Consider the following 18,228-nt stretch of genomic DNA (forward strand, 5'->3'; position numbering starts at 1 on the left):
TGTCGTGACTTACTATTACTCCACCTTTAAAACCACAGGGATTTTAAATCGTGTTTTTACGGGTACGCCTTCTTTAGTTGCAGGTTTTGCTTCTGGTAATTGTCTTGCGGCTTCGTGTATCCACTGTTCTAGGCGAGGGATTTCTGTGCGGATTTCTTGAGCGATTTTGAGTGTATCTATGCAGTACTTCCCTTTTTCGTTTACTACAAAGTCAACAAATATAGTGTCGTCTAGAGCGCGTTGCACTACGATGGTATGTTTTCCAAATGACTCGTAAAAGGTCTTTGTAACCGTCTCTTGAAAACAAGCCTTAAGCGGCTCCCCTTCTGGCAACGTAGCACAGGTATCAAAAGTGGGATACCCATCTACTCTATGTAGATCTATTGCCTTCCAACTCTCAGAAAGGTACTGCGAAGAAGATATTTTTTTGGTTTCAATCTGGTCGCACGAAGTCATCACAACTACTGCTGTGATTATCAATAAGCCACGATGTAAAAACCATTTCATACGTAGCTCGAAAATACAATATTTAAACCGCTCCAAAAAGCGACCATCACTGGCCTACTCTTTCTTCTCTTGTGCCTCAAAAATTTCTCTTTTGAGTAGTGTTATTCGCTCTTGAGCAATTCTTGCTAAGTAAGGACGCTTTTTTAATTTCTTAGACTGTGCCACAAACTTCTCATAGAGTTTGAGTACTTCTTCCTTATCTTCATAATAATTATCTGCAGCCACGGCGGTTGCATAGACCGCATCAAGGTTGTTTGCATCTTCCTTAGTAGATTTTCTGTAGTACTTCATCGCCTGCTCATAATCCTTCTTAAATTCATACGCTCGACCCATTGTATAATACACATCATCTAGCGGTAGATTTTTGAAATACAAGGCTTTTTTTCCATACTCTAAGGCCTTGTCATACTCACGATTAAAGTTATATAACCTAGCAAGGGTGATAAGTGTACCCCAGTCTTCGTCATCATAAGCAAGTACTTCTTCATAAGCCTCTATAGCCTCTGGATACATTCTTTTCTCGTAGTAGGCACGCCCTAGTTTATTTCTCACAAATAAGGTATCTACTCCCATATCGAGCAACTGGTTAAAAAGATCTATTGCCTCTATCCACCAGCCTTTGTAATAGTAACTTTGAGCAAGCACGCCTATAATCTCAATATTTTCTGGCTCGCTTTCAAGTGCTTTTTTACAGATTGTCTCAACCTCTGGATAGTTTTTATGACCCAAGTGATACTTTGCAAGTTCAAACATTGCCTTTTGATGTGTTGAGTCCAGCTGAACTGCTTTTGCAAAAGCCTTTTCTGAGGTATCTATCTTTTCATTATCTACTTTTTTATTTAAAACTAAGGTGTCCTTTACCGCGGTCTTTTTAAGTGCTCGTCCCCATTGATAGTGATACTCGGCATTTGTGGGGTATCTCATTGAAAGTATAGAAAAAACACTGTCTGCTTCTTTAAATTTTGATTTTGTGAGGAGTAACCTTCCATACTCGGTTGCGGCGATGGGTTGTTTATCGTTAAGCTCTAGTGACTTTTTATAAAAGTTAAGAGCAGCTGTTTTTGCTCCCTTCCCTTTATATGCTCTGGCTATTTGTAACAATACACGTGCTGTAGGTTCTTGAATCTTCTCGTACTGGGCTATTGCCTTTGTATACTCACCAGTGGCGTATAAACTATCTGCAACGGCCAAAGCCGGAGCTTGCGCCCCGACTTTTGATATCATCCCAATTACAATTACTATAAATAGTTTTTTCATAGGTTACTCTGCTATTTGAAACGTGATAGGGAGACTGTAGAGAACGCCTACTACTTCACCATTATGTTTACCAGGTTTCATTTTTGGTAACATAGAAATCACACGCTGTGCTTCAGCATCAAGATCTGGGTGTGGCGAGCGCGTTCTTAAGTTTGTGATAAATCCGTTTTTATCAATTTTAAAGCTGGCAAAAATTCTGTTAGTACCCTTGAGATTTAGCTCTTTTCCTAATGCAACATTAAAGTTAGCGTTAATTAAAGCGTTTACTTTTTGAGACATACATTTCCTTAATTGCTCATTTGAGGTAAGGGACTCACAGCCTGGAAATACTGGAACCTCGTCTATAACAGCAAATGGGATATTTCCGTTCTCATCTACATCATAAACACGTTCTACTTCCAGCACTTCTATTATTTCATCTTGATTAGCCTCATTAAGATTATATGCCTCTTGCTGTTCTACAACTTCTATAATTTGAGAACCTTTAATACCATTGACTGATGCTGCTCTTAGACTTTGAAGCTGTTTCAATTCTTCTGCAGTAAGACTTTCTCTATCCTCAATTGCTAACTTAAGTTCTAATATTTGCTGTTCTAGAGTTTGCTCATTTTCTACTCCATTATCTTCGGAGCAAGAAACATACACGAGCATTGCAAGTACAAGTGGAATTAAAAGTAAATACTTTGCTAATGCGCTTTTTTGTGATTTTGATTTTTGTAACATAACGATTCGTTTTTTGATTAATGATTGATTAAAAAATGTATTTGTAAATGAGAGTTTACTTGTGCCAAAGGCAGTGTTAAGTAACTCTTCATAATAGGTGTATTTTGAGATACCTTCGGTTGCTTTTTGATCTGCTAGGTACTCGTGTACGATACTTATATTTTTTTGATATAAATAGGTAATAGGGTTAAACCACAGTACTACTTTCAAAATCTCAAAAAAGATGAGATCCCAAGTATGCCCTTGCTTTGCGTGTATCTGTTCGTGGGTAAGTATTTGCTTTCGCGAAAGCGTATCTATATCTGCCCCAATAAATATGTAATTAAAAAATGTAAAAGCCTCTGTAGATGAAGGAATCTCTATGATGCTAGACCCTTTCTGTTTATAGGAAAAGTAGCTCGTAAATTTTTTAATCTTTATGATGAGTACAACTAGACTAATCACCACACCTACCATATAAATTTGTAACCACGGTATGGTAAAAGACTCTGTAACGGGAGCCGCATCTGTAGATGTAATCACTGCCGCATCACCTATTACAACCTCTGGGAGTACACTTGCAAATGTCTCTACAGGCACCACCGTTTGTAACATTGCGATTTTTATAAACGGTAATGCTAGCGCAATTACGGGAGTGACTAGCAAGTATATTCTGTTATATGAGAAAAAAGTCTCTTTTCTTAAAAGCAGGTAATAAACTCCCAGAAACAATGCTTGAAAACAGATAACTTGTATAATGTATTGTAATGCCATAAAAGCAATGGTTTCTGTTTTTTATTAAAAATTATTTCGCTATTTGAAACGTGATAGGGAGACTGTAGAGAACGCCAACATTTTCTCCTCCTTGCGTGCCAGGCTTCATTTGAGGTAGATTGTAAATAACTCTTCTGGTTTCTTCTTCGAGAGCTTCGTGAGGCGCTCTTACTTTTACATTATCTACTTGCCCTGTTTTATTTATTCTGAAAGAAACAAAGATTCTATTAACTCCTGTAAGTCCTAAATCTTTAGCAATATTCATATTAAAATTACGGTTTACATACTTAGACACATTATTAGACATACACACTTTTTGAGCATCATTACCTACTAAATCTTCACAACCTGGATAGGTTGGGACATTTTCTATCACTGCGTAAGGAATACCAACAACCTCCTCTTCTTCTTCAACAACTTCAACCTCTTCTCTATAAGTGGTCTGATAAGCATAAGTATTTTTTAAGTTATATTTTGTCCGTAGTTCCTGAAGTGTATAAGATTTTATATCAAATTTTTCTTTGAGTTCAATAATATCCTCCTTACTTGAAAACGTAAGAAATTTATTTATGGTTTCGAATATAGGCTCATTCCCTGTTGCTGGATCAAAATCTTTTGAATCTAAAGATTTATCGTTTTTTACAGCTGTTATAAACGCATTCTCATTATCAGTCAGTTTTAAAGTATCTATAACAATTATAGAGTAATATATTTTCTCATTATGCAGGTTATTTTCCATCAATGTGAAATTCTCTCTTTCTACCTCACCTGACTGATTTGAATTTTGTGCCCAAGAGACTTGTACAAGCATTGCTAAAATGAGCGGAACTATTACAATGTATTTAATAAGCGCACTTTGTCTCGACTTTGATTTTTGTAACATAACGATTCGTTTTTTGATTAATGATTGATTAAAAAATGTATTTGTAAACGAGAGCTTACTTGTGCCAAAGGCGGTGTTAAGCAACTCTTCATAATAGGTGTATTTTGAGATACCTTCGGTTGCTTTTTGATCTGCTAGGTACTCGTGTACGATACTTATATTTTTTTGATATAAATAGGTAATAGGGTTAAACCACAGTACTACTTTCAAAATCTCAAAAAAGATGAGATCCCAAGTATGCCCTTGCTTTGCGTGTATCTGTTCGTGGGTAAGTATTTGCTTTCGCGAAAGCGTATCTATATCTGCCCCAATAAATATGTAGTTAAAAAATGTAAAAGCCTCTGTAGATGAAGGAATCTCGATGATGCTAGACCCCTTCTGTTTATAAGAAAAGTAGTTGGCAAACTTTTTAATCTTTATGATGAGTACAACTAGACTAATGATCACACCTGCCATATAAATTTGTAACCACGGTATGGTAAAAGACTCTGTAACGGGAGCCGCATCTGTAGATGTAATCACTGCCGCATCACCTATTACAACCTCTGGGAGTACACTGGCAAATGTCTCTACAGGCACCACCGTTTGTAACATTGCGATTTTTATAAATGGTATTGCTAGTGCAATTACGGGAGTGACTAGCAAGTATATTCTGTTATATGAGAAAAAGGTCTCTTTTCTTAAAAGCAGGTAATACACTGCCAGAAATAATGCTTGAAAACAGATGACTTGAATAATGTAAGATCCCATAATTACTTGTCTTTATTAATTTCGCTCAGAATAGATTCCAGCTCTTTTACATCTAGATCATTCTTTTTTACAAAGAAGCTTACCATACTTTTAAAACTACCATTAAAATAGCTGTCCATCATTTTATGCATAGAGGCGTTGCTGTAAACCTCCTTAGTCACAAGAGGATGGTAGATATAGCCTCTTCCCTCCTTCTCGTGACCTACAAAACCTTTATTTTCTAAAATCCGTATGATGGTAGATATGGTATTGTAAGCAGGCTTGGGCTCTGGCATTTGCTCGATGAGTTGTGCTACGTTTGCCTTTTGTGCTACCCACAATAATTGCATTACCTCTTCTTCTGCCTTTGTAAGTTGTTTCATAAATACTGGTATTGAATAGTCTGTATGTCAATATATTGAACATCGACACATCAAATATAACTAAATATTTAGTTTAAACTAATGTTTTAGTTTAAAAAATGTAACATTATAACATTTTGACGTCTTATAAGCGATGAATTATGTAGATCTTTTTTTGGCTTTTGTAGGCCTACTGCTGGTTATAGCTGGTATAGTGGGCAGTTTTTTACCCGTGATACCTGGCCCGCCTTTAAGTTGGCTAGGTTTGTTAACCCTTCACCTAACAGATGCTGTACCGCAAGACTGGACATTTTTAGGCATTACGCTAGCCGTGGCGGTTGCAATCACCATACTTGATTATATCATCCCTGCAATGGGCACAAAACGATATGGGGGTAGTAAAGCAGGTGCAATAGGCACTACCATAGGCCTTATTGTGGGATTGCTTAGCCCCATACCCTTGGGCTTTCTTATAGGGGCGTTTGTAGGCGCTTTTATAGGTGAACTCAGCTTTAACAATACAAGTACTCAGGTTGCACTTAAAGCAGCGCTAGGATCCTTTATAGGCTTTATAGCTTCTACATTTATAAAAGCTGTGGTTACAATGGTATTCTTAGTCTTGTATGTATTACAAGTTATTGAGCACATAGATGTAATTTTCTCTTTGGGATAGTATGAATAAAGGTATGAGTGCGCTTTCGCGAAAGCATAAAAAAAGTCCTTTCCGTATGAAAAGGGGTTTTAAATATAAGTAGTAACCTACTTCTAGTTGCTTATTACAATAAACTCTGAACGCCTGTTAAGCTGGTGTGCTTCTTCAGAACATTGTACTCCGTTAGAACATTCATTAGTAAGTTGTGTCTCTCCATATCCTCTACCTGTAATTCTAGATGAAGAGATTCCCTCTGCAATGATATAGTTCACCGTAGATTTTGCACGCTTGTCTGATAAACTTAGGTTGTATGAATCTTTACCTCTACTATCTGTATGTGATCGCGCATCTATAACCATATTAGGGTACTCACGCATAACTGCAAGTACTTTTTCTAGCTCTAGTGCCGCATCTGGACGAATATTATATCTGTCAAAATCAAAGTATATAGGGTTAAGTTCTAAAATCTTTGCAAGATCATCTCCTACTTTGATAGGCTTTTTCAATAACTCTAGTTCAAGATCGTTAGTCACAGTACCAGATATGTCTGGAGTTTTTGTAATTGCTTCTGCTCCACTATACGTTTCCTTTGCTCCTCTTATGATATATTGCGTATCACAGTAAGACTTATCAAAAGCATAGTACCCACTTGCTGTAGTTTGTACTGAAGATACTACGTTACCGTTGTAATCTAATAAAGTAACTGTTGCTGCTGGTATAGGCTCTCCAGAATCTCTATCTGTAACAACTCCTACTAGCTCAATCTCACAAGGTATTTCTTCTTTTGTAAATTTATAGATATCATCACTACCTACTCCTTGCTTACGATTTGAGGCAAAATAACCCACTTTAGTCTCTTCGTTTACGATAAATGTAAAATCATCATAAGAGCTGTTTATAGGTTCACCTATGTTGCTTATAGCATCTTGAGCATTACCACGTGCATCTGGTGCTGTAGCAAATACATCAAGACCTCCAAGACCAGGATGCCCGTCTGATGAAAAGTAAAGCACTCCATTGTCACTTAAAAATGGAAAGGTCTCTCTTCCTTCTGTATTAATAGGTCTTCCTAAGTTTACTGGCTCGCTTACTACATCTGTACTATCTACATTTACTACCCATATATCTGAGAGCCCTAAAGTACCAGGCATATCTGAAGCAAAATAAAGTTTTGTATTATCCTTACTAAGCGCAGGGTGTGCAGTAGAGTACTCATCACTGTTAAAAGGCATTTCTACAGGTGTAGACCAGCGACCGTTTTTCTTACGTGACTTATAGATTTTAAGTTTATTAGTCCCCTCTTTAGACTTTTTGTAAGTCCCTTTATTGTAGTTATTACGTGTGAAGTATACGGTCTTACCATCTTCTGTAAAGGTGGTTGTACTTTCGTGAAATTTTGAGTTGAGCTCTCTACTATAGTTTTTAGGTTTACTAAAACTTTCGGTCTGTTCTCCAACATTAGTCTCATAAAGGTCTAAAAATGGTTCATTATTCCATTTATGTATTTTCTTTGATACACCCCCAGTATCTCTAGACGAAGCAAAAATTAGCTTTCCTTCATACTCTGTAGGAGCAAAATCTGAGTAACGTGAGTTAATACTACGTATGTCCTCTATTGTATAGTTACTCTTTTTGTAATCAATATTTTTTAGATAATTAGGCTCTGCTTCAAAGAGAACAGCTCTTACATCTTCCCCGTTAAGGTCATTAAAAGTAGCCATCATATCATCTGCTTTATCATAATTTTTTAAAGCACGAAGTGTTTGTGAATACCTGAAGTAGTACTCTGGCTTTACTTCTTCTGGGAAAGTAGATATTAACTTCTCATACCAAACCTGAGCATCTGCATAACCAGCGTTAAAGTAGTAGCTATCTGCAATTTTCTGAAATAAATCTGCAGATTCATATCCTTTATCTGCTACTTCGAGATATATTTTTCGAGCATCAACAAATGCGTATTGGTCAAACTTCTTGTCTGCTCTGTCTATTTTACTTTCTTGAGCATTTAGTGCTATGGTTCCCAAAAACAGAACGCAAAGACATAAATTAATAGTTTTAATCATCATAATTGTAAGTTTGAATAAGTCAAAAATAACTTATTAAAAGAATCTAGGGGTTAACATTCTATCATACTCATTAAACAGCTCAAATCGTAAAAATACTTCAAAGCTACCGTCGTTGTAAAAGGTATCACCTAGGTCTGTACTCTCACGGTCGTACGCGAGACCTATTAACATACTATCTGAAACCTGGAAGCCTACAAGACCACTAAGTGCTGCACTCCATCTATAAGCCGCTCCTAAGTGTAATTTTTCCATCACTAAGAAGTTTGCTGTGAGGTCTACCTGCAATGGAGCTCCAGCAACCATCTTTACAAGTGTACTAGGCTTAAATTTAAGCTGATCACTAATATCGAAAGTATAACCCATAATACCATAGTAATGAATACGCTCTCTAGCGATTACACTTGATGAGTTACTGCTTGTGTCAAAATGTTCTGTCTCTATAAGATTAGGAACACTCACACCAGCATAAAAGTTATCTGTATGATAATACAATCCTGCACCTATTATAGGAGAAAGCTTATTGTCTATATTTTGAGAAAACCTAGGATCTGTTACATCAAAGAGCGTAAGCTTAGTAAAATCTACATCCAGAATGTGTCCTCCAGCTTTTAATCCAAAGCTAAGCTTCCCATTTTCTGAAGTGTTGATTGTATAACTAAAATCTGCACCAACGTAAGTCTCTTGTGATGGGCCTAAGGCATCATTTACAATAGATAACCCTAAACCTACTTTACCTTCTCCAATAGGAGAATGAATACTTAAACTTTGGGTTCTTGGCGCCCCATCTAGTCCTACCCATTGACTTCTATGTAATCCTACAATACTAGTTACACCTCTATTACCAGCATATGCTGGGTTAATAGCTACGGTATTATACATATACTGCGTGTACTGAGGATCTTGTTGCGCAGAAAGGGACGTTGTACCAAGCGCTAAAATCAATAAGAATCCAAAAACTGAAACTACCTTTTTCATAAATCATTTAATTAAAATCACCGGCTGTTTTAAAAACTACCGGCGATTTAACATCTTTTATCGTGTTATATATAAGTATCCTGATTCATTAACTGTATCTCCTACTGCATTTACATATTCTAGTATCCAGTAGTAGGTTCCTACAGGTAAATAATCATCCTGGCTTATAGTTGTTCTACCGTTAGATAAACCTCTGAATTCATTTCCATCTACACCATAACGCTCTGCAGTGTACACCTCAATACCCCATCTATTAAATATAGTTAGCGTATTATCAGGGAAATTCTCAAGTCCTTGTATTCTAAAGCTATCATTACGTCCATCTTGACCTATTGATATACCATTATTTACAATTAGACCCGCTGTCTGACTCAACACTGTAACAGTTGGATCATCAACATCTGTTGTAGGATCCTCTGGATCATCAGAAACATCTATCACTTCAATACCAAACGGTGATAAAGCTACTGCTGTTGCAACGTTTACAATCTCTCCATTAGCTACATCTTCTTCAGTAATTATATAAACCGCTGTAAAAGTAGCATTTTCACCAGGAAGTAATGTTACTGGCTCGCCTGCAACGATAACCATCGGGTCATCTACGTGAACATCCGTTAAAGTGACGTTTCCAGTGTTTATTACTACGAAAGTATAAATAATCTGGTCACCAGCATTTGCAAACCCATCGGCATTAAAGTCCTGATAAGAAGCTGTTTTTGTGATATTAAGACCAGGTAATTGATCAATCATAGTTACTGTAGGGTCTTCTCCATCTCCATCTCCATCTGTATCCACATCTGTAGTATCCATTGGGTCATCAGACTGATCTACTACAATATCTCCAAGAGGATCTATTCCTTCTGCAAAAGCAATATTTATAACTTCTCCCGTATCAATATCATCTTGTGTGATTGTATAGGCACCAGTAAACACAACACTATCTCCCACTACAAGCAATGCTACTGTATTTTCTTCTAGAATAATCATTTCATCAGAAACAACTACATCTGTAAGATCTACTGAACCAGTGTTAGTCACCGTTAGTGTATAGTTTATTTGGTCTCCTGCATCAATAACACCATTTTCGTTAAGATCTACAATCTCACTAGACTTTGATAAATCAAGATTTCCTGTTATATCATTATCTACGATAGTCACAGTTCCGCTTGGATCTGTATTATCAGTATTACCACTAGTCACTGTTCCATTTACAGTGAAGATTTCATCATCCTCATCAATCTCATCATCTTCAATAGGAATCACAACCTCACCCGTAGTTTCTCCAGCAGGGATTATTACCGTTACAATTGTTTCTTCATAATCATCCTCACCAGCAGTACCAGTCGTAGTTACTATTTCAATAACAGTATCCTCATCACTTGGGTTACTTAAGGTTACAGGAATGGTTACTGTACCAGCATCTTCATCTATTATCACATCTTCGATAGTCACTGTAGGCGCATCATCATTATCTACAATTGTAATTTCGCCTTGAGCGGTATCATTATCTGTGTTACCACTAGTCACCGTTCCATTTACAGTGAAGATTTCATCATCCTCATCAATCTCATCATCTTCGATAGGAATTACAACTTCTCCAGTAGTTTCTCCAGCAGGGATTATTACCGTTACAATTGTTTCTTCATAATCATCCTCTCCAGCAGTACCCGTTGTAGTTACTATCTCAATAACAGTATCCTCATCACTTGGGTTGCTTAAGGTTACAGGAATGGTTACTGTACCAGCATCTTCATCTACAATCACATCTTCGATAGTCACTGTAGGCGCATCGTCATTATCGATAATGGTTACCGTTCCGCTAGGATCTGTATTATCAGTATTACCACTTGTTACCGTTCCGTCTACTGTGAATATTTCATCATCCTCATCAATCTCATCATCTTCAATAGGAATTACAACCTCACCCGTAGTTTCTCCAGCAGGGATTATTACCGTTATAATTGTTTCTTCATAATCATCCTCTCCAGCTGTACCCGTTGTAGTTACTATCTCAATAACAGTATCCTCATCACTTGGGTTACTTAAGGTTACAGGAACCGTCACCGTTCCAGCATCTTCATCTACAATTACATCTTCGATAGTCACTGTTGGAGCACCATCATTATCGGTAATGGTTACTGTTCCGCTAGGATCTGTATTATCAGTATTACCACTTGTTACCGTTCCGTCTACTGTAAAGATTTCATCACCCTCATCAAGTTCATCATCTTCAATAGGAATCACAACCTCACCCGTAGTTTCTCCAGCAGGGATTATTACCGTTACAATTGTTTCTTCATAATCATCCTCTCCAGCTGTACCCGTTGTAGTTACTATTTCAATAACAGTATCCTCATCACTTGGGTTACTTAAGGTTACAGGAACCGTTACCGTTCCAGCATCTTCATCTACAATTACATCTTCGATAGTCACTGTAGGCGCATCATCATTATCTACAATTGTAATTTCGCCTTGAGCGGTATCATTATCTGTGTTACCACTTGTTACCGTTCCATTTACAGTGAAGATTTCATCATCCTCATCAAGCTCATCATCCTCGATAGGAATCACAACCTCACCCGTAGTTTCTCCAGCAGGGATTATTACCGTTACAATTGTTTCTTCATAATCATCCTCTCCAGCTGTACCAGTCGTAGTTACTATCTCAATAACAGTATCCTCATCACTTGGGTTACTTAAGGTTACAGGAACCGTTACCGTTCCAGCATCTTCGTCTACAATCACATCTTCGATAGTCACTGTAGGCGCATCATCGTTATCGATAATCGTTACCGTTCCACTAGGATCTGTATTGGCAGTGTTACCACTTGTTACTGTTCCGTCTACTGTGAAAATCTCATCCTCTTCATCAAGCTCATCATCTTCGATAGGAATTACAACCTCACCCGTAGTTTCTCCAGCAGGAATTATTACCGTTACAATTGTTTCTTCATAATCATCCTCTCCAGCTGTACCAGTAGTAGTTACTATTTCAACAACAGTATCCTCATCACTTGGGTTACTTAAGGTTACAGGAACCGTTGCAGTTCCAGCGTCTTCATCTACAATTACATCTTCGATAGTCACGGTTGGAGCATCATCGTTATCGATAATCGTTACCGTTCCACTTGGGTCTGTATTGTCAGTGTTACCACTTGTTACTGTTCCGTCTACTGTGAAGATCTCATCTTCTTCATCTGTCGTGTCTTCTGTAATTGGAACTACAACTTCTCCTTCAGTCTCTCCTGCAGGAATAGTTACCGTTACAATTGTTTCTTCATAATCATCCTCACCAGCTGTACCAGTCGTAGTGACTATCTCAATAACAGTATCCTCATCACTTGGGTTACTTAAGGTTACAGGAATGGTTACTGTACCAGCATCTTCATCTACAATTACATCTTCGATAGTCACTGTTGGAGCACCATCATTATCGATAATCGTTACCGTTCCGCTAGGATCTGTATTATCAGTGTTACCACTTGTTACCGTCCCGTCTACTGTGAAGATTTCATCACCCTCATCAAGCTCATCATCCTCGATAGGAATCACAACCTCACCCGTAGTTTCTCCAGCAGGAATGGTTACCGTTACAATTGTTTCTTCATAATCATCCTCTCCAGCTGTACCAGTAGTAGTGACTATTTCAATAACAGTATCCTCATCACTTGGGTTACTTAAGGTTACAGGAACCGTTGCAGTTCCAGCGTCTTCGTCTACAATTACATCTTCGATAGTCACTGTAGGCGCATCATCGTTATCGATAATCGTTACCGTTCCGCTAGGATCTGTATTATCAGTGTTGCCACTTGTTACCGTTCCGTCTACTGTGAAGATCTCATCTTCTTCATCTGTCGTGTCTTCTGTAATTGGAACAATTACTTCTCCTTCAGTCTCTCCTGCAGGGATAGTTACCGTTACAATTGTTTCTTCATAATCATCCTCTCCAGCTGTACCAGTCGTAGTGACTATTTCAATAACAGTATCCTCATCACTTGGGTTACTTAAGGTTACAGGAACCGTTGCAGTTCCAGCATCTTCGTCTACAATTATATCTTCGATAGTCACTGTAGGCGCATCATCGTTATCGATAATCGTTACCGTTCCACTAGGATCTGTATTATCAGTGTTGCCACTTGTTACCGTTCCATCTACTGTGAAAATCTCATCATCCTCATCTGTCGTGTCTTCTGTAATTGGAACAATTACTTCTCCTTCAGTCTCTCCTGCAGGGATAGTTACCGTTACAATTGTTTCTTCGTAATCATCCTCTCCAGCTCAGTACTGTCATTTGAAATAACAAATGGATATACTTCAGCATCTGCGCTCTCTGTAACAACTACATCGTGCACTAATGAAGTTCCTTCTAATTCTTCTTCCGTTGATACTGAAACTACACCAGCATCATCGTTATCTGTAATCGTTCCTGTAGCAGCTACTCCGCCAACAGTAAGATCATATACTTCAGCCTCTTCATCAATAGCATCTTCAGTTGTTGGTACTGTTACTGTAAAGTCAGTAACTCCAGCAGGAACTGTAATGGTACCATCACCATTTAATACAACACCGTTAGTAAATTCTGCATCCGTTGGTAGCGTGTAATCCTCATCCTCAGTACTGTCATTTGAAATAACAAATGGATATACTTCAGCATCTGCGCTCTCTGTAACAACTATATCGTGTACTAATGAAGTTCCTTCTAATTCTTCTTCCGTTGATACTGAAACTACACCAGCATCATCGTCATTGGTAATAGTTCCCACTCCAGTATTTGCCGCTGAATTGATTGTTCCGCTAGATACACTAGCTATACTAACCGAAAATTGCTCATTATCTTCGACTTTATCGTCTCCATTAACGGTAACAGGAAATACCCCACTTGTTTGACCAGCAGGAATCGTTACGGTTAATACTGTTGGTGCTACATAGTCATTATCTCCTAGAGTACCAGAACCTTCAGAAACAACAACTGTAACAACTGTGTCAATATCTGCCGGAGCACTTAAAGTTACTGGAAAGTTGGCTACTACCGTAGTTCCATTATTCCCTTCTGTAACTGTTACATCTCCAATAGAAACAGTAATTGTATCAAAAAAATCATTTTCCTGAGAAGATTCTAGACCAGTGATTGATGTATTAATAACATTATCATTAGCACCATCTACATCACTAGTAGAAGTAATACCTGTTGGATCAACTTCAGTAATTGTAAAATTTCCATTACCAGGTACCGTGAAACTATATTGCCCATTTGAATCAGTAACCGCAGTTTGTGTTGAATCACCGGTAAGATTAATTGTCACACCCTGCCTCGGAACGTTATCAACGAAAACCTGACCACAAATTATTGGATCAGTAAGAAGAACAGCCTCTTCTGGAGAATAAACTACATCTTCAAATAATAAAGAAAACTGTCTATCTTCAAAACCTAAACCTCCATTATAACCATCTTTACTTATAGTATACTCAATAGATGAAAATGAATTATAGTAACCTGTAAACGAATATGAATCGTCTACATTTATACCGTTTACAATTCCAGAACCATTAGACGCACCTATAATCTGGGTTGCAGTTTCAGTGATTATCAATTCAGAATTTACACCGTTTGTGAAGTATGCATCTGGAAGTTCTAGTTTTACCCTCTCCCTATCACCTGGCTGATTACTGTCTAAATCCAGTGCTGTCAAGTATATTGACACTGTTTGGCTAATATTTGTATCTGCAAGAACAAAATTTAATGTAAACACAACCTCTTGACCATTAACACCTGGATCTCCATCAATCACTGGTTGAAATGCTCGATCAAAACCGCCAACAAGCGTTGTTGAAGCATCAAGATTATCTATGCTACTTATTCCAGCACCATTTATGAATGCATCTACAGATATTAAACAATCAATCCCTGGAGCGACGTCATTAAATCTGAATACATCATTGACTTCAACCGCATTAGGATCTCCAGATTCAGATTCTACTGTCATATTTGCACCGACAAAATTTGCACTATCTAAAACAATAGGGTCATCATCACACGATCTAGGTGTAGATTGTGCTTGTATATTTTGACCAAACAGAAAGACACAAACAGGAATCACAAAGTATTTTAAACTTTTTGAAACTTGATTAAGAGTAACTTTTTTCATAAACTATTAAAAATGAAAGACAAGCTTTCGGGTTTGATTATCAATTAAGAGGGTGTAATTTAAAAACCAAAACAAATGTATATGACAGAGAAACAATGAATTCTACTTGTCAAATAACTAGCAGATTATCCGACAAACCGAAAAATTACATCGACGTTCTACACAGGAAAAATTTTTGTTAAAAGGAAATTACGCAACAAAGCCTTATAATCTTATTTAACAAAGTTTAACATTTTAAAAAAGGTCAAAAAAAATTCTTAACAGCCCGAAAGATACGTAAACAAAGGCATTCACAGCAATTTTGAAAAAAATTACTTTTTTAGAATTTTAAAATAAATGAACTTAAATCAATATTTTACAAGTAACTCATTAGCAAGTATTTAGAAAATTTTTCCGTTTTTTAACATATCAAGATGATATTTCAACAGTCTAAGTAAAATTTATTAACACATATATTCTTACAAAATAATCATAAAAATTTTTCATCAATAATTTCAAAATTCAACAGATGATTAAAGAAAACACACCAGAGCTCTTTTTAGAAGATTTAAGAGCAAATTAAATAATATGATAGTGTGACTTAAGAAAATAAAGAAACCCGCTATATGCAGCTTTTAAGAAGTCGAAAAATCAAAAACTATATTGAAGGCCTATAGAACGAGTTGACACTATAGAAAAAACAAATGTAATATTTCGCGTAAGCGGAAAGGTTATCCCTTTATTAAATTCCAGATATCGTTACCAAAGATGATAACCATAAGACCCATTACAATAACAAAACCTATTATCTGTCCTCTTTCTAAAGTTTTTTCTGAAGGTGCTTTACCAGAAATCATCTCATAAAGCAAAAACATAACGTGTCCACCATCTAGAGCTGGGATAGGAAGAATATTTACAAAAGCTAGCCATACAGAAAACATTGCCGTAAAGCCCCAGAATTTATACCAGTCCCATTGTGGCGCCATCATCTCAACAATACCTATAGGACCTTTTACTTTTTTATACCCCTGTACTTTTCTATTAAATATGAGTTTAAATTGTCTTACTTGCTTTGTAAGTACATCCCAAGTTTTTGTGAGACCTGCTGGTATTGCCGCAGCAACGCTATACTCATCTTTAACCAGAAGTTCATTTACATTTGCTGCTACACCTAGCGCTCTATCTTGAGCTACTATAAATCTTTTCTCAATCTGCTCGCCATCTCTATCTAGTTGCATCACAACCTCACCACCCTTTGCGGCATCAAAGACAGACTGAAACTCTGACCACTCATTTATAGGTGTACCATTTATATTCATAATACGGTCTCCTGCAAGCACTCCATTTACATACCCTATTGAGTCCTTTGCAACAACACCTATTATATTACTAAATCTTGGTCTTATAAAACGCTCCTCTGCGTCAAGCACAGATTTTTTTGCCTCATCTGGTATGGCAAATGTCATCTCATTTCCATCACGTACAACAGTTACATTGTCACCTAGTAAAATATCTATCTGGACATCATCAAAACGTGTGACCGTCTTATCATCTATTTTTATAACCTGGTCTCCATTACGAAGGCCTATCTCCTCACCTATCTCACCTACTGCAATACCATATTTTAATCGGTCTGCAGGCACATACTCATCACCATAATACACAAGCATCGCACTATAGATAAACCACGCTAGCAGTACATTAACCGTTACACCACCTATCATTACAATAAGACGTTGCCACGCTGGCTTAGATCTAAACTCCCAAGGTTCTGGATCTTTTGCCATCTGCTCCTTATCCATAGATTCATCTATCATACCAGCAATCTTGACATAACCACCTAGAGGTAGCCATCCTATACCATAAACAGTATCACCTATTTTCTTTTTAAAAAGTGCAAACTTCACATCAAAAAACAAGAAAAACTTCTCAACCTTAATTCCAAACCATCTGGCAGGAGCAAAGTGACCAAACTCGTGTAACACCACGAGTATAGAAATAGCAAGCGTAAACTGGGCAATCTGTATAAATGTCTCCATAAAGGATAAAAGTCAATTTTTAAAACGCACAAAAATAGGCTTTTCGATGCGCATAGTAAAGTTCTAGAGCTGTATGATAGCATTTTTCAAGCCATACTTAAAGTAAATGCCACGTGCATTGTAACTTTGTAAAAAAATAAAGCTATGCGACAGATTTTTAATCGCTATAAAATACTACTCATTACACTTTTTGTGCTATCTGTAATTATACTTACTTTAATATATAGCCAACTTAAAGTAACTCCCACACTACCCATATATCAGCCAGATATGGTGAGTAAAGAACTCGTAGACAGCACCCTTCAGTATGTCAAGAAATACCACAAAATAAGTGACTTTGCTCTTACTAATCAAAACGGTAATCTAGTAACTCAAAAAGACTACGAGGACCACATCTATGTGGCAGATTTTTTCTTTACCACCTGCCAGACTATATGTCCTATTATGACAGACCATATGGTAGACATACAAGAAGAGCTCAAAGGTGACACACTCGTAAAACTTCTCTCGCACTCCGTTATCCCTGGGTATGACACGCCAGAAATTTTAAAAGCATACGCCATAAAGAAAGGAGTAGATGATAGTAGATGGAATCTTGTGACCGGCTCAAAAGAAGAAATCTTTACGCTTGCGCGAAAGAGTTATCTCGCGGTAAAAGATATACCAGGTACAGAAGATGACCTAGATATGGTACATACCGAAAACTTTATGCTCATTGACAAAAAAAGTCAAATAAGAGGATACTATGACGGTACAGATCGTGAAGCCATAGATCAATTGCTAGAAGACATCGAGATTCTAAAACAAGAGTACGAGCCACGTAAAGCTTGGTATCAAAAGATTTTTTAGTTTGGAATGCGTACGCTTTCGCGAAAGCGTAAAATGCATTACTTTTGTTATCTAAATTCAATCTAAATAAACATTGAAAAAAACAGTAGCCCACTTACTAAAAGGAGAACGCGCAATCATTACAGATGTAATGACAGACGAGGTGCCTCTTAAACTACTAGAAATGGGCTGTCTACCAGGTAACGAAGTGCGTTTATTACAACTTGCGCCCTTTGCAGACCCTATGTACATAGATGTAAATGGTTGCCATATGGCGATACGTCGTGAGACGGCATTACACATTCTAATAGAAACGCCAGCATAACCCT

At 37.2% G+C, this 18,228-nt stretch carries 13 protein-coding genes; 3 read left to right on the forward strand and 10 right to left on the reverse strand.

Translation table 11 applies throughout. The annotated features are described in order from the left end of the window. Positions 1-15 precede the first annotated feature (15 nt). Genes ACJJVM_RS06545 through ACJJVM_RS06565 form a run of 5 tightly spaced genes read right to left on the reverse strand, consistent with a single transcriptional unit; the run spans position 16 to position 5,235 of the window. On the reverse strand, positions 16-507 hold the full coding sequence (locus tag ACJJVM_RS06545) for a hypothetical protein (RefSeq protein WP_148305656.1): 492 nt from the start codon (positions 505-507) through the stop codon (positions 16-18). A gap of 54 nt (positions 508-561) precedes the next feature. Next, positions 562-1,764: a tetratricopeptide repeat protein gene (locus ACJJVM_RS06550; protein WP_405211161.1), complete on the reverse strand. Its 1,203-nt coding sequence runs from the start codon at positions 1,762-1,764 to the stop codon at positions 562-564. Between the two features lie 3 nt (positions 1,765-1,767). Next, positions 1,768-3,240 carry a M56 family metallopeptidase gene (locus ACJJVM_RS06555; protein WP_405211162.1) on the reverse strand — a complete coding sequence of 491 codons (1,473 nt, stop codon included), beginning with the start codon at positions 3,238-3,240 and terminating at the stop codon, positions 1,768-1,770. A gap of 31 nt (positions 3,241-3,271) precedes the next feature. Then, complete coding sequence (locus ACJJVM_RS06560; RefSeq protein ID WP_405211163.1) at positions 3,272-4,873, reverse strand: M56 family metallopeptidase; 1,602 nt, start codon at positions 4,871-4,873, stop codon at positions 3,272-3,274. A gap of 2 nt (positions 4,874-4,875) precedes the next feature. Further along, positions 4,876-5,235 (reverse strand): BlaI/MecI/CopY family transcriptional regulator, encoded by a 360-nt coding sequence (locus ACJJVM_RS06565; protein WP_038598658.1) that lies wholly within the window; start codon positions 5,233-5,235, stop codon positions 4,876-4,878. Between the two features lie 133 nt (positions 5,236-5,368). Here ACJJVM_RS06565 and ACJJVM_RS06570 point away from each other — a divergent pair, with 133 nt between their 5' ends. Beyond that, positions 5,369-5,887 carry a DUF456 domain-containing protein gene (locus tag ACJJVM_RS06570; RefSeq protein WP_405211164.1) on the forward strand — a complete coding sequence of 173 codons (519 nt, stop codon included), beginning with the start codon at positions 5,369-5,371 and terminating at the stop codon, positions 5,885-5,887. Positions 5,888-5,979: 92 nt separating this feature from the next. On the opposite strand, the gene ACJJVM_RS06575 is transcribed toward ACJJVM_RS06570, so the two are convergent. From ACJJVM_RS06575 to rseP, 5 genes are all read right to left on the reverse strand, one after another. Further along, a complete protein-coding gene (locus tag ACJJVM_RS06575; RefSeq protein WP_405211165.1) occupies positions 5,980-7,932 on the reverse strand; it encodes an OmpA family protein in 1,953 nt (650 codons plus the stop codon). 33 nt (positions 7,933-7,965) lie between these two features. Further along, positions 7,966-8,907 carry a type IX secretion system membrane protein PorP/SprF gene (locus ACJJVM_RS06580; protein ID WP_299147888.1) on the reverse strand — a complete coding sequence of 314 codons (942 nt, stop codon included), beginning with the start codon at positions 8,905-8,907 and terminating at the stop codon, positions 7,966-7,968. Positions 8,908-8,964: 57 nt separating this feature from the next. Continuing rightward, positions 8,965-13,158, reverse strand: coding sequence for a Calx-beta domain-containing protein (locus tag ACJJVM_RS06585; protein WP_405212181.1), 4,194 nt, complete (start codon positions 13,156-13,158; stop codon positions 8,965-8,967). Continuing rightward, entirely contained in the window at positions 13,152-15,053 is a 1,902-nt protein-coding gene (locus tag ACJJVM_RS06590; protein ID WP_405211166.1) for a Calx-beta domain-containing protein, read from the reverse strand. The genes ACJJVM_RS06585 and ACJJVM_RS06590 overlap by 7 nt, the downstream gene beginning before the upstream one ends. Before the next feature lie 710 nt (positions 15,054-15,763). After that, a complete protein-coding gene (gene rseP / locus ACJJVM_RS06595) occupies positions 15,764-17,071 on the reverse strand; it encodes an RIP metalloprotease RseP (protein WP_405211167.1) in 1,308 nt (435 codons plus the stop codon). A 144-nt stretch (positions 17,072-17,215) separates the two neighbouring features. On the opposite strand from rseP, the gene ACJJVM_RS06600 reads away from it, so the two are divergent. Next, positions 17,216-17,920, forward strand: coding sequence for an SCO family protein (locus ACJJVM_RS06600; RefSeq protein WP_405211168.1), 705 nt, complete (start codon positions 17,216-17,218; stop codon positions 17,918-17,920). A gap of 73 nt (positions 17,921-17,993) precedes the next feature. Beyond that, positions 17,994-18,224, forward strand: a complete 231-nt coding sequence (locus ACJJVM_RS06605; RefSeq protein WP_035326774.1) for a FeoA domain-containing protein — start codon at positions 17,994-17,996, stop codon at positions 18,222-18,224. Positions 18,225-18,228: the final 4 nt, after the last annotated feature.

This window comes from Dokdonia sp. Asnod2-E02 (assembly GCF_045063915.1).
In the GTDB taxonomy this organism is placed as follows: domain Bacteria; phylum Bacteroidota; class Bacteroidia; order Flavobacteriales; family Flavobacteriaceae; genus Dokdonia.

Bases quoted from the DNA above. Each gene is read 5' to 3' on its own strand.
- ACJJVM_RS06545 (WP_148305656.1), bottom strand. From the start codon at position 507: ATGAAATGGTTTTTACATCGTGGCTTATTGATAATCACAGCAGTAGTT.
- ACJJVM_RS06550 (WP_405211161.1), bottom strand. From the start codon at position 1,764: ATGAAAAAACTATTTATAGTAATTGTAATTGGGATGATATCAAAAGTC.
- ACJJVM_RS06555 (WP_405211162.1), bottom strand. From the start codon at position 3,240: ATGGCATTACAATACATTATACAAGTTATCTGTTTTCAAGCATTGTTT.
- ACJJVM_RS06560 (WP_405211163.1), bottom strand. From the start codon at position 4,873: ATGGGATCTTACATTATTCAAGTCATCTGTTTTCAAGCATTATTTCTG.
- ACJJVM_RS06565 (WP_038598658.1), bottom strand. From the start codon at position 5,235: ATGAAACAACTTACAAAGGCAGAAGAAGAGGTAATGCAATTATTGTGG.
- ACJJVM_RS06570 (WP_405211164.1), top strand. From the start codon at position 5,369: ATGAATTATGTAGATCTTTTTTTGGCTTTTGTAGGCCTACTGCTGGTT.
- ACJJVM_RS06575 (WP_405211165.1), bottom strand. From the start codon at position 7,932: ATGATGATTAAAACTATTAATTTATGTCTTTGCGTTCTGTTTTTGGGA.
- ACJJVM_RS06580 (WP_299147888.1), bottom strand. From the start codon at position 8,907: ATGAAAAAGGTAGTTTCAGTTTTTGGATTCTTATTGATTTTAGCGCTT.
- ACJJVM_RS06590 (WP_405211166.1), bottom strand. From the start codon at position 15,053: ATGAAAAAAGTTACTCTTAATCAAGTTTCAAAAAGTTTAAAATACTTT.
- rseP (WP_405211167.1), bottom strand. From the start codon at position 17,071: ATGGAGACATTTATACAGATTGCCCAGTTTACGCTTGCTATTTCTATA.
- ACJJVM_RS06600 (WP_405211168.1), top strand. From the start codon at position 17,216: ATGCGACAGATTTTTAATCGCTATAAAATACTACTCATTACACTTTTT.